The following is a 16,477-nucleotide window of genomic DNA, read 5'->3' as shown; positions in this document are numbered from 1 at the left end:
CGGCTCGAGGGTTTTTTGTTGTGTGCGGCAGGGTGGACCGCCGCGCTTCGCCGCCCTATCTCGGCGGCCATGGTTTCTGTTGCATCCTGGAATATCAATTCCGTCCGCCTGCGTATGCCGATTGTCGCCCGCTTCCTGGAGGAGCAGGGGCCCGACATCCTGTGCTTGCAGGAGATCAAGTGCCAGGAACACCAGTTCCCCTTCGAAGCCTTCCGCGAACTCGGGTACGAGCATTTCGCCATCCATGGGCAGAAGGGCTACCATGGCGTGGCGACGGTCGGGAAAATTCCCTTCCGTGATTTTTCGAAGCATGACTGGCAGGACAATGGCGAGGCGCGCCACGTCGGGGTGGAACTGACCGATCCGGCACACCAGGGCATGATCGTAGAAAACGTCTATGTCCCCGCTGGCGGCGACGAGCCCGACCGCGAGAAGAATGTGAAATTCGGCCAGAAGCTCGATTTTCTCGAGCGGATGACGCGCTGGGCGGACAAGGTCGATCGCCCCACGCTTATCGTGGGCGATTTCAATATCGCGCCGCTCGAAAGCGACGTGTGGAACCACAAGCAATTGCTGAAGGTCGTCAGCCACACGCCGGTCGAGGTCGACGCGCTGCAGCGCTTCATGGATGCGCACGGCTGGGCCGATATCGGGCGCGAACACATCCCTTCGCCCGAACGCTATTACAGCTGGTGGAGCTACCGGGCGAAAGACTGGAAGGCCAACGACCGAGGCCGCCGGCTCGATCACATGTGGGCAAGCCCCGAACTCGCGGAACAGGCGACCGGCCACTCGGTCCATGAATACGCCCGCGACTGGGAAAAGCCTTCAGACCACGTGCCGCTGGTGACGGAGTTTTCTCTCTGAACGAGGCATCGCCTTCACGCCGGGCGGCGCAGGCCGTCGATGCGCTGAGGCACGGCTGGCCGCTGGCGATTGCCGGTGCGCCGCTGTTGCAACCGGTCGAGACGGCGTTCGCCGAAGTGACGGCAGGCGAAATGCTGATTTCGGCAACCCGCGCGGTCACATTGAAACTGGCCAACCAGCGCGAAGCGGCGGCACCGCGCCAGCCGGTCCTGCTTCGCGGGGCGGAGACATTCGACCTGCCTGCCGCCTTGGCGATTGCCGATCCGGCGCTGGATTTGACCAAGCCGATGAAGGGTCCGTTCAAGGCGCTGACGCTGGAGTGGGAAGGGCAGGCGGCAGCTGCCCTGGAACTGGCGCGCATCGCCGGGATATTGCCCGCGTTTCTCGTCGCTCCGGAAGGTGCGGGGGAGGCTGTGCACCTCGAAGCGTCGGACTTGGATGCTTTTTCGCAAGCCGACACCTTGCGCATAGCATCGCGGGCCTCCCTGCCGGTGGATGCAGCGCCCGATGCGCGGATCGTGGCTTTCCGCCACCCCGACGATACGCGCGAGCATGTGGCGCTGGTGATCGGCAAGGAACGCTCGGACAAGCCGCCGCTGGTGCGCCTCCATTCCGAATGCCTTACCGGCGACGTTCTCGGCAGCCTCAAATGCGATTGTGGCCCACAGCTCGACGCGGCCCTCCATGCGATGGCGAATGAGGCCGAAGAGGGCGGTTGGGGTGTGCTGCTCTACATGCGGCAGGAGGGACGCGGCATCGGCCTCATCAACAAGCTGCGTGCCTATCGCTTGCAGGACCAGGGTTTCGACACGGTCGATGCGAACACGCGGCTGGGCCTGCCGGACGAAGCACGTGACTTTCCCACTGCGGCAAGGATGCTCGACCTCCTCGGTGTGCGCAGTATCCGCCTGATGACGAACAATCCGGCCAAGGTCGACGCACTGGCCGCGCACGGCGTACAAATCGACGAGCGTGTCCCGCACGCCCTGCCGGACAATCCCCACAACGCCCGTTATCTTGCCACGAAGCGGGATCGTGCGGGGCACCTGCTTCCATGAGCGCCATCATGATCCGGGGCGAAAACCCCCGCGATGTCGCCGCAATCCGGACACTGACCGAGGCGGCGTTTCGCGACATGGCTTTCGCGGATGGCGACGAACACGAGCTGGTCGACCGCTTGCGCGGTGATGGTGATCTGACCCTTTCGCTGGTGGCGGAGGATGCAGAACGGATTGTCGGCCATGTGGCCGTTTCACCGGTCACGATCGATGGGAAGCCGGGCGATTGGTACGGCCTCGGGCCGATTTCCGTACTGCCGTCCCTGCAACGCGGCGGGATCGGTTCGCGCCTGATGCAGCGCACGATAGCGGATATGCGGCAAATGGGCGCTGCGGGTATCGTCCTTCTGGGCGATCCGGCCTATTATTCGCGCTTCGGTTTCGAACATGATCCGCAACTGGAATACCCCGGACCGCCGCCCGAGTATTTCCAGCGGCTGGTCATCACCGGCAGCGCGCCGACGGGTATCGTGAGTTACGCCTCGGCGTTCGGCTGAAGTCGCCGGCCTAGCGCCTCGCCCATCCGGACGCTGTCGCCTGCCTTGAACCGGTCGAGCCATTCGCCACGACCGCGCTCGAACAGCAGTACGACGGTCGATCCCAGGATAAAGCGACCCATTTCATCGCCTGCCGCAAACCGGTGCGCGCCACCGGAAAAATCGGTCCGCTTGAGCTTGGGCGAATGGGTTTCTTCCAGCCCCGACCACACCGTTTCGATCCCCGCCACGATCATCGCGCCGACCATGACGCTGGCAAAGCATCCGTCGGGACCGTCAAACAGGCAGGCGAGGCGTTCGTTGCGCGCGAACAGTCCATCGACGTTCTCGGCCGTGACCTGGTTCACCGAGAACAGGTCTCCCGGGACGTAGGTCGCGCTCGTGAGCCTACCTGCGGCGGGCATATGCACACGATGGTAATCGCGGGGGCTGAGGTAGATCGTGGCGAAGCTGCCGCCTTCGAACAGGCGCGCCGCGTCCTCGTCGCCGCCCAGCAATTGGCTTGCGGTAAAATGTCGTCCCTTTGCCTGGAAGATGCGGCCTTCCTCGATGCGGCCGATCTGGCTGATGGCGCCGTCGGCTGGCGAAAGGATATGCTCGCCGGCATCGGCCAGGGGCCTGGCACCGGGCTTCAGTTCGCGGGTGAAGAAGTCGTTGAAGCTGCGGTACTCGTCGATACCGCGTGCCGCCTCGCTCATGTCGACATCGTAGGCGTCGATGAAGCGGCGGATCAGCAGGTTCTTGACTGCGCCTGTCTCGCTCGATGCGAGGGTGCCCGCCGCGCGCGAAACGGCATGATGCGGCAGCATGTGCTGAAGCCAGATGAAGGGTGATGTCATGCCCGGGCCGTGAACCGAATTGCGCCCTAGCGCAACTGGCTGTCCTTGCTGCCTCGACGATTGATGCCGGACTGGCGGGTGGTGGCATCGCGGGCGGACTGGCAGGCCACGCAGGTGCGCACGCCGGGAAGGGCGTCGCGCCGCTTCTGCGGGATCCGTTCGCCGCATTCGTCGCAATATTCGGCGCTCTCGCCACGCGGCATACGGGCGCGTGCGGCGCTGACCGCATCGTTCACCGTATCGTCTATCTGGTCCTGAACGGCGCCATCTCGCGCCCATCCGCCTGCCATTTCTCGCTCCTTTCCCCATCAACGATGCGGGAGGGGAGGGTGTTCCTCAGCGGCTTTCGAATGGCTTGATATTGGTCCCGAGGGAGTTCTCGCCGATGGCCAGGGCATCGCCGGTCCAGTCGGCGATGAAGGCGGGCTTCCGTGTGATGCCAGGCGCGAGGCGCGCGTCGTTGTCGCGAATGACCAGCCCGTCGGAAGAGTATTTCCCGCCTGCCGCCCCGATTGCGATCAGGGCGGACCAGTTTTCCTTGTCCGTGCCCTGGACGAACCAATTCCCGCTGATCATGCCCGAGCCACCCTCGGGCAGGTCGATCATGTAATTGGTGCCGCGCCCGCCGGTATCGTCGAAACTGTTGTTGGCGATGCGATTGCGGCTGGCGCGCGATTTTACATAGTGCCCGCCGCGGCCCTGTTCGAAACGACTGCGGGTCACTTCCAGTTCGCCGTAGTCGCCGACATAGATGGAATGGGCACACCCGCCGCTTCCTTCACAGGTGCCGAGACGGGTGAAAGTGGACTTGTCGATCGTGATCCGGTTCGATTTGCCATTGACGGTCAGCAAGCCCTGGTCGCTGTCGCGGAACCAGCTCTGGATGATCGAAAGTTCCCCATTCTCGAGGCGAATACCGGCGCCATTGTGCTCGCGCACGTGCATGTTGGCGAAGGTCAGGCCTCGCACCGCAGTAGCATCGCCGCGCAGGACGAGCGCCGCCTTGCCCTCGCAAATTCCGCTGTCGAAGATAGACCGCCCAGGCTCGGCCGCGCGATATTCTATGCGGCCCGCTTTCTGGACAGCGCACTGGTCGTAGACGCCGGGAGCAACCAAGATCGTGCCCGCGCCGCTCCCGATCGCGTCGACCGCATCCTGCAGAAGCGCAAACCCGCGGCCCGTTTCCGCCACGGTAAAGTTGCCGCGGACCGGCTGGGCCATCAGCGCGGCGAGCGGAATGGCCCCGACCGCCAGCGTCGCCACACCGGCCACGATCCAGCGCGGCAGGCGTCCGGCAGCAAAGGCTAGGGGCGAAACCATCGCAATTGCGTAGGATTTAATGGTTAACATCGCGCAAACAGGATGATCGCAGGGATGCGGATGTCAATCCTCTTCGCCATGCCTCCACCGCCAGCCCCCGCGGGTCTTGTGCTTGGCAATGAACACTACGGCGAGCGTGGCAAAGAGCCAGACGACGATGGCAAATCCAAGCCCGATGACGGGATCCCACTCCAGCAAGGGGGCCGGAGCCAACATGACCAGGGTATATACTACCAGCAGGGCCCACCCCTGCCAGGCGATCGGCAGGCCTGCGCCATAGCCATAGCGCTTCGGAGCGAACCACGGATTGTCGTCCTTCATCTCAATCATCCTTCCTCGGTCGTCCGCGCTTGGGCTGTCTGGTAATCGCGACGTCGATACCGCGCTTTTTCAACGCTTCGCGCAACAACATTTCGATCTGCGCATTGGCGCTGCGCAGTTCGTCTGCCGCCAGACGCTCGACCGCGGCGTGGACTGCCGGGTCGAGGCGCAGGGCGAAGGCTTTCTTGGCTGGGGGTTTGGCCATGAGGCCTCTCCACTAATCCTGCGGGATCAGTACAGCGAGCCGGCGTTGACGACCGGATGCACATCCTTCTCGCCGCACAGCACAACCATCAGGTTCGACACCATGGCCGCACGCCGCTCGTCGTCGAGTTCGACGATATTGTCCTCGCTCAGCTTGGTCAGCGCGTCCTCGACCATGCCCACGGCACCAAGAACGATCTTGGTCCGCGCCGCGATGATGGCGTCGGCTTGCTGGCGCTTGAGCATGGCGCTGGCAATTTCGCTGGCATAGGCGAGGTGCGTCAGCCCCGCCTCGTCCACGACGATGCCCGCGACCTTGAGGCGATCGTTCAGCTCTTCCAGCAGTTCGCGGTTGACCACGTCACCGCCGCCGCGAAGCGTGACTTCCTCGCCTTCGAAATCGTCATAGGGATGGCGCGAACCGACTGTGCGCAGCCCCGCCTCGATCTGGATGTTCACGAACTCCTTGTAATCGTCGACATCGAAGCTTGCCTGCGCGGTATCGCGTACGCGCCAGACCACGTTGCAGGCAATCTCGATCGGGTTGCCGCGCAGGTCGTTGATTTTCACCCGTTCCGAATGGATGTTGTGGGCGCGGGCGGAGATCTTGGCCTTTCCCATCCACGGCCAGACCCAGCGCAGCCCCTCGGTACGCTCGCTGCCCTTGTATTCGCCGAAAAGGGTGATGACGGCCGCCTGGTTGGGCTGGATCATGAAGAAGCCCGCGGCGACGATGATTACTGAAAGTACCGACAGAACCAAGGTGCCGACAAAGAGCAGCTTCGTGCCTTTCGCCGCTCCTCCATCGGGCGCCATCCCCGGCAGGATAAAGGCCAGTGTCGCAGCAAGACCCAGCAGCACCAGCAACATGATGTAACCATTGTAGCTCGTCGCCGCGTGTTCGCGGCTGACATTCATTCCGGACATTTCCACCGACATATCCTGCCTCCTGTTATATAAATATGATATCATAAATATATCAGGAGGGGTGATCGGTCAAGAAAATCCGGTCAGTGTCGGGCGATCTCCGCAAGGAACCGCTCGCCATAGGCGTCGAGCTTGCGGGTTCCCACTCCGCCAAGCTTGCCCAGATCCGACAGGGTCGAGGGCCGGATCGAAGCCATTTCGCGCAGGGTGGAATCGTGGAACACGACATAGGGCGGGACACCCGCCTCCTTGGCCAAATTCCGGCGCAAATCGCGCAATGCCTCGAACAGTGGATCGCCGACCGGATTGGCGGTCGATTCTCCGCGCCGCCTGCGGGTACGTTTGGGCGGGACGATGATCTCTACCTTGCGCTCACCCTTGATAATCTCGCGCGCCGCACCGCCGAGCGACAGTCCGCCATGCTCGGTCGGGACCAGATCGCCCCGCGCCTGGAGTGCACGGCCAAGCGGCTGCAGCAGGCGGGCGTCTTCGCCCTCGACGATGCCGAATACGCTGAGACGGTCGTGACCGCGCTGGCGGACGCGCTCGTCCTCTGCGCCGACCAGCACCTTCTGAAGATGGCCCATGCCGAAACTCTGGCCGGTGCGATAGACGGCGGACAGCAGCTTGCGTGCGAGTTCGGTCGTGTCGGTCACCTCGGGCGGATCGAGGCAATTGTCGCAATTGCCGCAGCTCTCGTTCGGGTTTTCCCCGAAGTGGCGCAGTAGGACCGCGCGGCGGCAATGCGGCGTTTCGACCAGTCCGGCCAGCGCATCGAGGCGCGCGCGCTCTGCGCTGCGGCGCGATTCGGGCAATTCCATCAGGCGCTGTCGGGCAGTGGCGAAATCGGCCGCACCCCAGAGCATCGTCGCAAGGCTCGGGTCGCCGTCGCGCCCGGCACGGCCCGTTTCCTGGTAATAGCCTTCGATCGATTTGGGCACGCCGACATGGGCGACGAAGCGCACGTCCGGCTTGTCGATCCCCATGCCGAAAGCGATCGTGGCCACGATGACCATGTCTTCGCTTTCGACGAAAGCGGCCTGGTTTGCGGCGCGTGTCTCGGCCGGGAGGCCGGCGTGATAGGGACGCACTGCGCGGCCGGTTGTTGCGGCGAGCTTGTCGGCAATTTCCTCCACCTTGCGGCGGGTCTGGGCGTAGACGATGCCCGGGCCCGGCTGGAGGGTCATGAGGTCGGTGATCTGCCGCACGGGATTGTCGCGCGTGGTGATCGCATAGCGGATATTGGGCCGGTCGAACCCCGCCAGCACCAGCCCGTCGTCCGGAATGCCCAATTGCGTCATCACGTCGGCGCGGGTCTGCCGGTCTGCTGTTGCTGTCAGCGCCAGGCGCGGCACATCCGGAAAGGCATCCATCAGCGGGCGCAGCTGGCGATAATCGGGGCGGAAATCGTGGCCCCATTCCGAAACGCAATGCGCTTCGTCGACCGCGAACAGCGCAAGCGGCGTTGCGCCCAGCATATCGCGGAATCCTTGCTGGCTGGCACGTTCGGGCGCGACGTAGAGCAGGTCCAGCTCGCCCGCACGAAAGGCATCCTGCGTTTCGCGCCAGTCCGCATCGGCGCTGGTCAGGGTGGCTGCGCGAATCCCGTTCGCCCGGGCGCTGCGCAGCTGGTCGTGCATCAGCGCGATAAGCGGGCTGATGACGATGCATGTGCCGGGCATCATTACCGCCGGGAGCTGGTAGGTGAGCGACTTGCCTGCCCCGGTGGGCATGACCGCGAGGGTGGATCGCCTATTGAGCACACGCTCGACGACATCTTCCTGTCGGCCGCGGAACCCGCCGAACCCGAAGGTCGAACGCAAGGTTTCGCGGGCGCGGTCCAGATTGTCTCCATCGAGAGGGGGCATACCTCCCTGTCGACGCAGCAGGCTGGCGGCGCAAGCGGCGCGAGTGCATTTTCCCCTTGGACCTTGGGGGCAGGGCATATTAACCACCCCTCGACCGCGCCGACCGGCGCGATGATCAGGAGAGACAGATGAAGTTCCGTATTCTTGCCGCTGCAACCGCTTCGCTGGCGCTGGCCGCCTGCGGCAGTGCCGACGACGCCTCGACCGAAGCCGAAGCCGACACCGTCGAAGTTGCTGCCGACGAAGCACTCGAACCGGTGACCGAAGAGCCGGTCGAAGATACCGCCGCAAGCGAACCGGTCGAAGTCGACAATTCGGCTGCCGAAGCTGCCGAAAGTGCTTCGATCGAAGCAGCGGGCGATAATGCCGCCGCTACTGCGGAAGCCGCGCTCGACGCGATGGCCGAAGAAAGCCAGTAACGGTAAACTACGTCGGCAGGGGACAGGCGCGGATGGCGCGTCTGTCCCTTTGCTTGCCGTAGCGGATTTTGCCCCGCCGATGCGCGGGCTTAGTCTGTCACCGATGAGACGACTCGTAACCCTCGCGGTACTCGCCCCGCTCGCGCTCGCCGGATGCAGCGAAGAGCCCCCCGCCGCGCCTGCCGAAGTAAGTGCGGACGAGGCGGAGGCGCTCGAAGATGCGGCCAGCATGCTGGACGAGGCGCGGCTCGAAACCGGACCCGAAGCGGTCACGCAAGCAGATACCGAGGCAGGAGAGGAATAGGACATGTCGACCCCCAATCCCGGAATGGATGCCGAGACTTTCGACCAGTTCCTGGATCAGCTTGAACGCTATGTCCGCGAACGGCTGATCCCGGCGGAAAAGGACGTCATCGAACAGGACAAGGTACCCGACGATATCCTGGCCGAGATGAAGGACATGGGCCTGTTCGGATTGACCGTGCCGGAAGACTTCGGCGGCGCGGGTCTCAACATAACGCAATATGCCAAGGTCGTGCAGACCATGGCCTATGCCGCGCCGGCCTATCGCTCGATCTTCTCGATCAACGTGGGCATGTTCAATTCCGCGATCAAGAACGGCGGCACTGCGGAACAGCAGGCGGAATGGTGGCCGCGCATCGCCGCCGGCGAGATCGCCTGCTTCGGCCTGACCGAGCCGGGAAGCGGCAGCGACAGCGCCGCAATGCAGACGATGGCGAAGCCCGATCCCGACGGCAACGGCTGGATCCTCAACGGGACCAAACGCTACATCACCAATGCGCCGCACGCCGACGTCGCCCTGATCATGGCGCGCACCGAAAAGGACGCGTTGCCCAAGAATGCCCATGTCTCTGCCTTCATCGTGCCGATGGACACGCCGGGCATGTCCACCTCCAGCCCCGACAAGAAGATGGGCCAGGCAGGCAGCCATATCTCCGACGTCATGCTCGACGATGTGCATGTGCCGGGCGATGCCCTGCTCGGCGGGGAGACCGGACAGGGCTTCCGCTTTGCCATGATGAGCCTCGACAACGGCCGGATCTCGGTCGGTGCGGCGAGCGCCGGCTATGCCCGCCGTGCGCTCGACAGCGCGATCAAATATGCGAACGAGCGGCAGGCGTTCGGCGAACCGATCGCCAACTTCCAGCTGATCCAGCAGATGCTGGCCGAAAGCTGGACCGAGATATACGCCGCCGAAGCGATGATGGCGGATGTCACCGCGCGTGTGGACCGCGGCGAGGACACGGTGAAACACGCCGCCGCCTTTAAGGTCTTCGCATCCGAAATGTGCGGCCGTGTGGTCGACCGCGTGGTGCAGATCTACGGCGGCGCGGGCTACCTCGCCGAATATGATGCAGAACGTTTCTTCCGCGATGCGCGCATCTACCGCATCTACGAAGGCACCACGCAGATCCTCCAGCTGCAGATCGCGAAGCGGATGCTGCGCGAATATGCGGCGAGCGTCTGAGGCGTGTACGGCCTCCTCAATGACCTGAGCATAATCGAGGCGTCGAGCTTCGTCGCTTCTCCCACTGCAGGGCTCTATTGCGCGCAGATGGGAGCGGAGGTGATCCGCGTCGATCACAAGGAGGGCGGGCTCGACTACGACCGCTATATGCTCACGAAAGAGGGCCGCTCCCTAAGCTGGGAAAACCTCAACCGGGCGAAGAAATCTGTCGCGCTCGACCTGCGCAGCGGCGAGGGGCGGGAGTTGCTGGTTGAACTGTCGGCGAAAACCGGCAATCTGATCACCAACCTGCCCGAGAAAAGCTTCCTGTCGCACGATGCTGTAGCGGCGAATCGCCCCGACCTTGTCAGCGTGCGCATCATGGGCTGGCATGACGGGCGCCAGGCGATGGACTTCACCGTCAATGCGGCCAGCGGCTATCCGCTGATGTGCGGTCCGGAGGATTGGGACGATGCAACCGCGCCGCCGGTCAACCAGGTTTTGCCCGCGTGGGATTTCATCACCGGCGCCTATTGCGCCTTTGCGCTCATCGCCGCGATCCGCCACCGCGACCACACCTGCGAGGGAAGCCAGTTGCGCGTGCCATTGGGCGATGTCGCCATCGGCACGGTCGCCAACAGCGGTGCGATGGCAGAGATGCTCTATCGCGGGGCCGATCGCGAACGGCTTGGCAACGCGATCTGGGGCGCATTCGGGCGCGATTTCCGCAGTCTCGACAACACGCGTTTCATGGTCGCTGCGCTCACCGCCAAGCAGTGGGCGGGGCTGGTGAAGGCATTCGGCGTGGAAGACGAAATCGCCGCGCTGGAGAAGGAATGCGGCGTTCGCTTCGCCGATGGCGACGACCCGCGTTTCAAGCACCGCCACGCCCTGTTCGACCTCTTCCAGTCGCGGGCCGGAACGATGGACTGGCCGGAGCTGGAGCGGAGGATGGCGGCAGAGGGCTGCACCTTCGAGCGATATCGCACCATGCACGAAGCGGCGAACGATCCGGTGCTGGTCGACGACAATCCGCTCTTCACGCGGACCGGTGCGAACCCCTCCGGCTTCGAATATCCCGCCACTCGCAGCTTTGCGAACATCCCCGGACGCGATCCCGGTCCGCCTGCACCAGCCCCGTACCTGGGCCAGCATACCGAGGAAGTGCTCGCGGAACGCCTCGGCCTGTCTTCGGGCGCGATCGGCGCACTCGTCGACCGCGATATCGCCCGTCTTTCCGATAAGGACTAACCCATGACCCAGCTCCGCCGCGTCGCCATTTGCAAACCCTTGCGTACCCCTGTCGGCAAATTCCTCGGCAGCCTCGCCCCGCTCGAAGCGGGTGCTCTGGGTGCGGTCATCATCAAGGCGCTGGTCGAACGTTCGGGGCTCGACCCGATGCGTGTCGACGACGTGGTATTCAGCCAGGGTTACGGCAGCGGCGAGGCTCCCGCCATCGGGCGCTGGAGCTGGCTGGCGGCGGGCTATCCCATAGAAGTGCCTGGCATGCAGCTCGACCGGCGCTGCGGTTCGGGCCTGCAGGCGGTCGCGACGGCCGCCATGATGGTGCAGACGGGCATGGCCGATTGCGTGCTGGCCGGCGGGGTCGAGAGCATGTCCAATGTCGAACACTATACGACCAAGGCCCGCCACGGCGCGCGGCTGGGTGACATGGTGCTTTGGGACCGCCTTACGCGCGGGCGCCTGATGAGCCAGCCGATCGAGCGGTTCGGTGTCATCACCGGCATGATCGAGACGGCGGAAAATCTCGCCAAGGATTACGACATCAGCCGCGAGGCATCGGACGAATTCGCCGTCCGCAGCCACCAGAACGCGGCAAAGGCGTGGGAAGAAGGCAAGTTCGATGATCAGCTCGTGCCCGTCGAAATTCCTCAGCGCCGCGGCGATCCCGTTGTTTTCGCCAAGGACGAGGGTTTCCGCGCAGATGCCGACATGGAGAGCCTATCGAAGCTGCGCCCGATCGACGGGAAGCGTGATCCGGATGCCATCGTGACGGCAGGCAATGCCAGCCAGCAGAACGATGCGGCGGCGGCGTGCCTCGTCGTCGCCGAAGACAAGGTCGAGGAACTCGGCCTCGAGCCGATCCTGTGGTTCCATTCGTGGAGCGCGGCGGGCTGCGATCCCAGCCGCATGGGCATCGGCCCGGTCCCTGCGGTCGAGCGGCTGTTTGCGCGCAACGGCCTCGGCTGGGACGACATCGGCCTCATCGAACTCAATGAAGCCTTCGCTCCGCAGGCTCTCGCCGTGCTCAAGGGCTGGGGCTTTGCCGAGGACGACAGCCGCCGGGATATCGTCAACGTCAACGGTTCGGGTATCTCGCTCGGCCACCCCATCGGCGCGACCGGCATCCGTATCCTTGCCGACATGGCGCATGAGATGCAGCGCCGCGAGGTGAAGTACGGGCTGGAAACCATGTGCATCGGCGGCGGGCAGGGCATGGCCGCCGTATTCGAGCGCGCCGTGTGATGAGCGAATGGCAGGCATGGGTCGGGCGCGAACAGCGTAGCGCGGACCGGCTCGATCCGGGGCTTGCCGCGCGCTGGTGCGCGACTTTCGATCGGGATGCGCCGACGAATGCGCAGATGCCGCAGGGCATTCACCTGTGCCTATGCACGCCCGAGGCGCGAACTGCGCAACTGGGTGAAGACGGCCATCCGACGCGCGATCAGAGCGACGCCAGCTTCCTACCGCCCATTCCGCTCCCGCGCCGCATGTGGGCCTCGAGCGCGATGCAGTTCCACGCCCCCATTTCCGTTGGCGCCACGGTAGAGCGCGCCAGCCGCATTGCTTCGGTCACACCCAAGTCTGGCAGCAGGGGCGAAATGGTTTTCGTCGAGATCGATCACGAGACCAGCGCCAATGGCAAGCTGGCCGTCATAGAGCGGCAAAGCGTCGTCTACCTTGAAGCACTCGCCAAGGACGCTCCCCTGTCCCCGCCGCCTGCTGGCGAGGGCAGTTTCGACCCCTCGCAATGGGACACGCACCGGGAACTTGTCCCCGACGAGCGCCTGCTGTTCCGGTTCTCGGCGCTGACCTTCAACACCCACCGCATCCACTACGACGCGCCTTATGCGCGCGACACGGAGCGCTATCGCGGGTTGGTCGTCCACGGTCCCCTCAGCGCCAGCCTGCTGCTGCAACTCGCCGCCGAAAAATACGGCGAGAACCGACTTGCCAGCTTCACCTTCCGCGGGACGAGCCCGGCACTAGCGGGCGAGCCGCTGCACCTCGCGCTGCGCGAGGGCGAGGAAGGAACCGAATTGGGGGCCTTCGCCGACGACGGGCGCCAGGTGGTTAAGGCGAGCGCGACTCTCGCTTAATCGACCGGATAATCCGCGATCGGCTTGAGGAAACCGTAGGTCTCTTCCACCGGATCGTGCCCCAGCTCCGGAAAATCGATGGTAGGCGCTTCCACCCGCGTATCGGGCAGCCGATCCAGCAGGTTGCGTACCAGCGTCAATCGCCCCCGCTTCTGATCGTTGAAATCGACCAGTGTCCACGGCGCCCATTCGGTGTGGGTCGCTGCCAGCATGTCCTCGCGGGCTCGCGTGTAGTCGTCGTATTTCCCGCGTGCTGCCAGATCGATCGGCGAGAGTTTCCAGCGCTTCAGCGGGTCTTCCAGCCGTTCGCGCAGGCGCTCTTCCTGTTTTTCCTGATCGGTGCCGAGCCAGTATTTGGAGAGCATTATCCCATCATCGACCAGCAGCTTCTCGAACGCCGGGGCCTGGCGCAGGAAATCCTGCAATTGGCCTTCATCGGCAAAGCCCATGACCCGCTCCACTCCCGCGCGGTTATACCAGCTGCGATCGAACAGGACGATTTCGCCTGCAGAGGGCAGGTGCTTGGCATAGCGCTGGAAATACCACTGGCTGCGCTCTTCCTCGCTGGGCTTCGAGAGGGCGACGATGCGGCACTGGCGCGGATTGAGCCGTTCGCGCACGGCCTTGATCGCACCACCCTTGCCGGCGGTATCGCGCCCCTCGAACAGCACGACGATCCGCTGACCGGTCGCCATCGCCCAGCGCGCCATGCCGACAAGCTCTTCCTGCATGGGTTCGATCGCGTCTTCGTAATCGCTCTTCTTCACGCTCTGCTCCGATCGGTTTGTGTCCTGCTGCGTATGCTAGTATCAACGGCAACGATATGGCTACACTTGCAAAAACCGAACAGGATTTTTCGCGTCTCCCGGACTTGCCGGACGACGTCTTTACGGCCCCGCTGAAAAAGCCGGAGCATGTCGGCGACGACTGGCTGGAGCCGAAGCAGACCGAATACGACAGCGAAGACGATGCCATCTGGAACGACCTTTTTGAGCGCCAGATGGATGTGCTTCCGGGCCGTGCGGCGACTGCGTTCATGGAAGGCACCGAAAAGCTGGACCTCGGGCGCGGCGGCGTTCCGGAATTCGGCAAGCTATCGGAAGAACTCGACAAGCTGACCGGGTGGAGCGTGGTGCCCGTGCCCATGCTGATCCCCGATCACGTCTTCTTCTGGCACCTCGCCAATCGCCGTTTCCCGGCAGGCAATTTCATCCGCACGCGCGAGACGTTCGACTACATCCAGGAGCCCGACGTCTTTCACGACGTGTTCGGCCACGTGCCGATGCTGACCGATCCGGTCTATGCCGATTACATGCAGGAATATGGCCGCGCCGGGTGGAAGGCGATGCGCTACAACCGGTTGAAAGCGCTCGGTTCGCTCTACTGGTACACGGTGGAATTCGGCCTGATCGAGGAGCAACCTGGCGACATCCGCGCCTATGGTGCCGGCATCCTGTCCGGCCCGACGGAAGTCGTTTATTCGGTGGAGGCGGAAAGCCCCAACCGCATCATGCTCAATGTCGACCGGGTCATGCGCACGGATTACGTGATCAGCGACCTGCAGCCGACCTATTTTGTCATTCCCAGCTTCGAGGATCTCTACCGCCAGACGGTGGAGCGGGATTTCGACAAGCTCTACAAGAGCCTCGGCCCGGGCTTCACCTATGCGAACACCGCCGTGATCGACGTCGATTACGTGGTGAACCGCGGCACGCTGGAATACACTTTGCGCGGCGGGCGCGGATCGGGCGCGAAGCCGGTCTGATCGCCAAACGAAAACGGCCCCGGATCGCTCCGGGGCCGCTTCATTTCCTAAGCTTGGAAAGCTTCGAGATTACATCTCGTCGATTTCGTCAGCCTGTTCTTCCATCGACTCTTCCATGGCATCGGTCTGGTCGTCCATGGCATCGGCCTGCTCGTCGGTGATTTCGCCGGCAGCTTCCATTTCATTGACCTGCGCGTCGCGAGCGTCTTCCATCTCTTCGATGTTGGCTTCAGCTTCGTTTTCTGCGGCGCTGTCGCAAGCGGCAAGGCCGAGGCTCATGGCAGCGGCAGAAGCGACGAGAGTTGCTTTGGTGAATTTCATTGTGGTGTTCCCCTTTTATTGGCGGGTGGCATCAGGATTGAGCCATCCGATATTGGTCAAACGATTTTGCCGAATGCGCTAATCAGCGCAGGACGCGTTCTCGAACGACATTGTAGAGTCCGACCACCACTACGGCGCCGAGGGTGGCCCAAAGCAGCGTGCCCGCCCGGATCGCTCCGAGGAAGACACCGCCCGATGTCGCAATTCCCACAACCAGCGAACCGGCAATGCCGGCCAGCACGTTGCGAAGAATGGCGCGGCCATCTTCGATCTTGAGTGCGATCGATCCAAGCCATCCCATGAGGGCGCCGGTAACGATCAGAATGATCAAACCCATTGTCAGTCCTTGCGGTCTACTCGTGCCCAATAAAAAGCCGCTTGCGGCCATTGGTTCCACAAATGTGACAGAATGGTGGCGATTGCCGAGCGCCGATCAGAGGAAAGCAAGCAGGGCTGCGCCCAGCGCGACCCGGTAGATCACGAAGACCATCATCGAAGCTTTCTTGAGGAAATTCATCAGGAAAACCATCGTGGCCAGCGCTGTGAAGAAGGTCAGGATGCCGGCGACGATCGCGTCCTGCTGCATTTGCGCGGTCGCGTCGGCCAGATCAAAGGCGGCAAGCAAACCTGCCCCTGCAACGGCCGGAATGGCCAGCAGGAAGGAAAAGCGCGCCGATTCCACGCGCTGGTAACCGAGTGCGCGTGCTGCGGTCATGGTGGCGCCCGATCGGCTCGTACCGGGAATCAGGGCCATCGCCTGTGCCAGACCGACGAGGATGGCATCGCGCAGGGTCATGTCTTCATAGGCCTTGGTTTCCTTGCCGAAGCGGTCTGCAAGGCCCAGCAATATGCCGAAGACGATAAGGTTGGTGGCGACCAGCTGGGTCGACCGGAAGCCTTCCAGGTATCCCCCCATCTTGAGGAACAGGCCGAGCGCGACGGCAGGGATGGTTCCGATGACGACGAACCAGAACAGGCGGCGCTGGGCATCGTCCTTGGCGAGACCGACGCTTGCAAAGCCACCTCGCGCTAGGCCCATCACGTCCTTGCGGAAATAAAGGATGATCGCGAGCAGCGATCCCACGTGGACGGCGACGTCGATCAGCGGCCCCTGATCGGGAAAATCCGTGAGCTTGGGGATCAGGATCAGGTGGCCCGAGGAGGAAATCGGCAGGAATTCGGTGATTCCCTGGACCAGTGCGATCAGCAATTCTTGGAGGAAGGTCATGGGGCGGTGGAATTGGCACAAGGTTTGGACAAGT

Annotated in this window: 21 protein-coding genes; 10 read left to right on the top strand and 11 right to left on the bottom strand. The window is 63.5% G+C overall.

The annotated features are described in order from the left end of the window. Positions 1-69: 69 nt before the first annotated feature. From xth to CVE41_RS06130, 3 genes are read left to right on the top strand one after another with little or no spacing between them, the layout of a single operon-like run. Positions 70-867 (top strand): exodeoxyribonuclease III, encoded by a 798-nt coding sequence (xth, locus tag CVE41_RS06140; RefSeq protein ID WP_100259868.1) that lies wholly within the window; start codon positions 70-72, stop codon positions 865-867. After that, the gene (gene ribA, locus CVE41_RS06135) at positions 816-1,925 is read left to right on the top strand and encodes a GTP cyclohydrolase II (RefSeq protein WP_100259867.1); all 1,110 of its coding nucleotides are present in this window, start codon (positions 816-818) and stop codon (positions 1,923-1,925) included. The genes xth and ribA overlap by 52 nt, the downstream gene beginning before the upstream one ends. Then, positions 1,922-2,422, top strand: a complete 501-nt coding sequence (locus tag CVE41_RS06130) for a GNAT family N-acetyltransferase (RefSeq protein WP_100259866.1) — start codon at positions 1,922-1,924, stop codon at positions 2,420-2,422. Before ribA ends, CVE41_RS06130 begins: the two co-directional genes overlap by 4 nt. Here CVE41_RS06130 and asd read toward each other — a convergent pair. From asd to recQ, 7 genes are all read right to left on the bottom strand, one after another. After that, complete coding sequence (gene asd, locus CVE41_RS06125; protein ID WP_100259865.1) at positions 2,401-3,261, bottom strand: archaetidylserine decarboxylase; 861 nt, start codon at positions 3,259-3,261, stop codon at positions 2,401-2,403. The genes CVE41_RS06130 and asd overlap by 22 nt on opposite strands. A gap of 26 nt (positions 3,262-3,287) precedes the next feature. Further along, a complete protein-coding gene (locus tag CVE41_RS06120; RefSeq protein ID WP_100259864.1) occupies positions 3,288-3,551 on the bottom strand; it encodes a DksA/TraR family C4-type zinc finger protein in 264 nt (87 codons plus the stop codon). Between the two features lie 46 nt (positions 3,552-3,597). Then, positions 3,598-4,611, bottom strand: a complete 1,014-nt coding sequence (locus CVE41_RS06115; protein WP_332835728.1) for a right-handed parallel beta-helix repeat-containing protein — start codon at positions 4,609-4,611, stop codon at positions 3,598-3,600. A 33-nt stretch (positions 4,612-4,644) separates the two neighbouring features. Continuing rightward, positions 4,645-4,902 carry a hypothetical protein gene (locus CVE41_RS06110; protein WP_232725810.1) on the bottom strand — a complete coding sequence of 86 codons (258 nt, stop codon included), beginning with the start codon at positions 4,900-4,902 and terminating at the stop codon, positions 4,645-4,647. 1 nt (position 4,903) lies between these two features. Then, positions 4,904-5,107 carry a toxin-antitoxin system HicB family antitoxin gene (locus tag CVE41_RS06105; RefSeq protein ID WP_100259862.1) on the bottom strand — a complete coding sequence of 68 codons (204 nt, stop codon included), beginning with the start codon at positions 5,105-5,107 and terminating at the stop codon, positions 4,904-4,906. Between the two features lie 26 nt (positions 5,108-5,133). Beyond that, positions 5,134-6,045 (bottom strand): SPFH domain-containing protein, encoded by a 912-nt coding sequence (locus tag CVE41_RS06100; RefSeq protein WP_232725809.1) that lies wholly within the window; start codon positions 6,043-6,045, stop codon positions 5,134-5,136. A 71-nt stretch (positions 6,046-6,116) separates the two neighbouring features. Beyond that, positions 6,117-7,901: a DNA helicase RecQ gene (gene recQ, locus CVE41_RS06095; protein ID WP_100259861.1), complete on the bottom strand. Its 1,785-nt coding sequence runs from the start codon at positions 7,899-7,901 to the stop codon at positions 6,117-6,119. A 128-nt stretch (positions 7,902-8,029) separates the two neighbouring features. Here recQ and CVE41_RS06090 point away from each other — a divergent pair, with 128 nt between their 5' ends. The 6 genes from CVE41_RS06090 to CVE41_RS06065 all read left to right on the top strand — a co-directional run bounded on the left by CVE41_RS06090 (position 8,030) and on the right by CVE41_RS06065 (position 13,129). Beyond that, positions 8,030-8,320, top strand: coding sequence for a hypothetical protein (locus CVE41_RS06090; protein ID WP_100259860.1), 291 nt, complete (start codon positions 8,030-8,032; stop codon positions 8,318-8,320). 103 nt (positions 8,321-8,423) lie between these two features. Beyond that, positions 8,424-8,624, top strand: coding sequence for a hypothetical protein (locus CVE41_RS06085; protein ID WP_100259859.1), 201 nt, complete (start codon positions 8,424-8,426; stop codon positions 8,622-8,624). Positions 8,625-8,627: 3 nt separating this feature from the next. After that, positions 8,628-9,809, top strand: coding sequence for an acyl-CoA dehydrogenase family protein (locus CVE41_RS06080; RefSeq protein WP_232725808.1), 1,182 nt, complete (start codon positions 8,628-8,630; stop codon positions 9,807-9,809). Between the two features lie 3 nt (positions 9,810-9,812). Beyond that, positions 9,813-11,039, top strand: a complete 1,227-nt coding sequence (locus CVE41_RS06075; protein WP_100259858.1) for a CoA transferase — start codon at positions 9,813-9,815, stop codon at positions 11,037-11,039. A gap of 3 nt (positions 11,040-11,042) precedes the next feature. Continuing rightward, complete coding sequence (locus CVE41_RS06070) at positions 11,043-12,275, top strand: acetyl-CoA C-acetyltransferase (protein WP_100259857.1); 1,233 nt, start codon at positions 11,043-11,045, stop codon at positions 12,273-12,275. Continuing rightward, a complete protein-coding gene (locus CVE41_RS06065) occupies positions 12,275-13,129 on the top strand; it encodes an FAS1-like dehydratase domain-containing protein (RefSeq protein WP_100259856.1) in 855 nt (284 codons plus the stop codon). Before CVE41_RS06070 ends, CVE41_RS06065 begins: the two co-directional genes overlap by 1 nt. On the opposite strand, the gene ppk2 is transcribed toward CVE41_RS06065, so the two are convergent. Continuing rightward, positions 13,126-13,896, bottom strand: a complete 771-nt coding sequence (ppk2, locus tag CVE41_RS06060; RefSeq protein WP_269800173.1) for a polyphosphate kinase 2 — start codon at positions 13,894-13,896, stop codon at positions 13,126-13,128. The two genes, CVE41_RS06065 and ppk2, sit on opposite strands and share 4 nt — an antisense overlap. 56 nt (positions 13,897-13,952) lie before the next feature. On the opposite strand from ppk2, the gene phhA reads away from it, so the two are divergent. Further along, positions 13,953-14,894 carry a phenylalanine 4-monooxygenase gene (gene phhA, locus CVE41_RS06055; protein ID WP_100259855.1) on the top strand — a complete coding sequence of 314 codons (942 nt, stop codon included), beginning with the start codon at positions 13,953-13,955 and terminating at the stop codon, positions 14,892-14,894. A gap of 69 nt (positions 14,895-14,963) precedes the next feature. On the opposite strand, the gene CVE41_RS06050 is transcribed toward phhA, so the two are convergent. From CVE41_RS06050 to CVE41_RS06040, 3 genes are all read right to left on the bottom strand, one after another. After that, entirely contained in the window at positions 14,964-15,215 is a 252-nt protein-coding gene (locus CVE41_RS06050) for a hypothetical protein (RefSeq protein WP_090476589.1), read from the bottom strand. 82 nt (positions 15,216-15,297) lie between these two features. After that, positions 15,298-15,552 carry a hypothetical protein gene (locus CVE41_RS06045; protein WP_100259854.1) on the bottom strand — a complete coding sequence of 85 codons (255 nt, stop codon included), beginning with the start codon at positions 15,550-15,552 and terminating at the stop codon, positions 15,298-15,300. Between the two features lie 96 nt (positions 15,553-15,648). After that, entirely contained in the window at positions 15,649-16,443 is a 795-nt protein-coding gene (locus CVE41_RS06040; RefSeq protein ID WP_100259853.1) for an undecaprenyl-diphosphate phosphatase, read from the bottom strand. Between the last annotated feature and the right edge of the window lie 34 nt (positions 16,444-16,477).

Source organism: Qipengyuania seohaensis, from assembly GCF_002795865.1.
GTDB lineage: Bacteria > Pseudomonadota > Alphaproteobacteria > Sphingomonadales > Sphingomonadaceae > Qipengyuania > Qipengyuania seohaensis.
The sequence above is the reverse complement of the archived record's forward strand: the minus strand, read 5'-3'. Positions and strand labels throughout refer to the sequence as shown.

Bases quoted from the DNA above. Each gene is read 5' to 3' on its own strand.
- xth (WP_100259868.1), top strand. From the start codon at position 70: ATGGTTTCTGTTGCATCCTGGAATATCAATTCCGTCCGCCTGCGTATG.
- CVE41_RS06130 (WP_100259866.1), top strand. From the start codon at position 1,922: ATGAGCGCCATCATGATCCGGGGCGAAAACCCCCGCGATGTCGCCGCA.
- asd (WP_100259865.1), bottom strand. From the start codon at position 3,261: ATGACATCACCCTTCATCTGGCTTCAGCACATGCTGCCGCATCATGCC.
- CVE41_RS06120 (WP_100259864.1), bottom strand. From the start codon at position 3,551: ATGGCAGGCGGATGGGCGCGAGATGGCGCCGTTCAGGACCAGATAGAC.
- CVE41_RS06115 (WP_332835728.1), bottom strand. From the start codon at position 4,611: ATGTTAACCATTAAATCCTACGCAATTGCGATGGTTTCGCCCCTAGCC.
- CVE41_RS06110 (WP_232725810.1), bottom strand. From the start codon at position 4,902: ATGAAGGACGACAATCCGTGGTTCGCTCCGAAGCGCTATGGCTATGGC.
- CVE41_RS06105 (WP_100259862.1), bottom strand. From the start codon at position 5,107: ATGGCCAAACCCCCAGCCAAGAAAGCCTTCGCCCTGCGCCTCGACCCG.
- CVE41_RS06100 (WP_232725809.1), bottom strand. From the start codon at position 6,045: ATGTCGGTGGAAATGTCCGGAATGAATGTCAGCCGCGAACACGCGGCG.
- recQ (WP_100259861.1), bottom strand. From the start codon at position 7,901: ATGCCCCCTCTCGATGGAGACAATCTGGACCGCGCCCGCGAAACCTTG.
- CVE41_RS06090 (WP_100259860.1), top strand. From the start codon at position 8,030: ATGAAGTTCCGTATTCTTGCCGCTGCAACCGCTTCGCTGGCGCTGGCC.
- CVE41_RS06085 (WP_100259859.1), top strand. From the start codon at position 8,424: ATGAGACGACTCGTAACCCTCGCGGTACTCGCCCCGCTCGCGCTCGCC.
- CVE41_RS06080 (WP_232725808.1), top strand. From the start codon at position 8,628: ATGTCGACCCCCAATCCCGGAATGGATGCCGAGACTTTCGACCAGTTC.
- CVE41_RS06070 (WP_100259857.1), top strand. From the start codon at position 11,043: ATGACCCAGCTCCGCCGCGTCGCCATTTGCAAACCCTTGCGTACCCCT.
- CVE41_RS06065 (WP_100259856.1), top strand. From the start codon at position 12,275: ATGAGCGAATGGCAGGCATGGGTCGGGCGCGAACAGCGTAGCGCGGAC.
- phhA (WP_100259855.1), top strand. From the start codon at position 13,953: ATGGCTACACTTGCAAAAACCGAACAGGATTTTTCGCGTCTCCCGGAC.
- CVE41_RS06050 (WP_090476589.1), bottom strand. From the start codon at position 15,215: ATGAAATTCACCAAAGCAACTCTCGTCGCTTCTGCCGCTGCCATGAGC.
- CVE41_RS06045 (WP_100259854.1), bottom strand. From the start codon at position 15,552: ATGGGTTTGATCATTCTGATCGTTACCGGCGCCCTCATGGGATGGCTT.
- CVE41_RS06040 (WP_100259853.1), bottom strand. From the start codon at position 16,443: ATGACCTTCCTCCAAGAATTGCTGATCGCACTGGTCCAGGGAATCACC.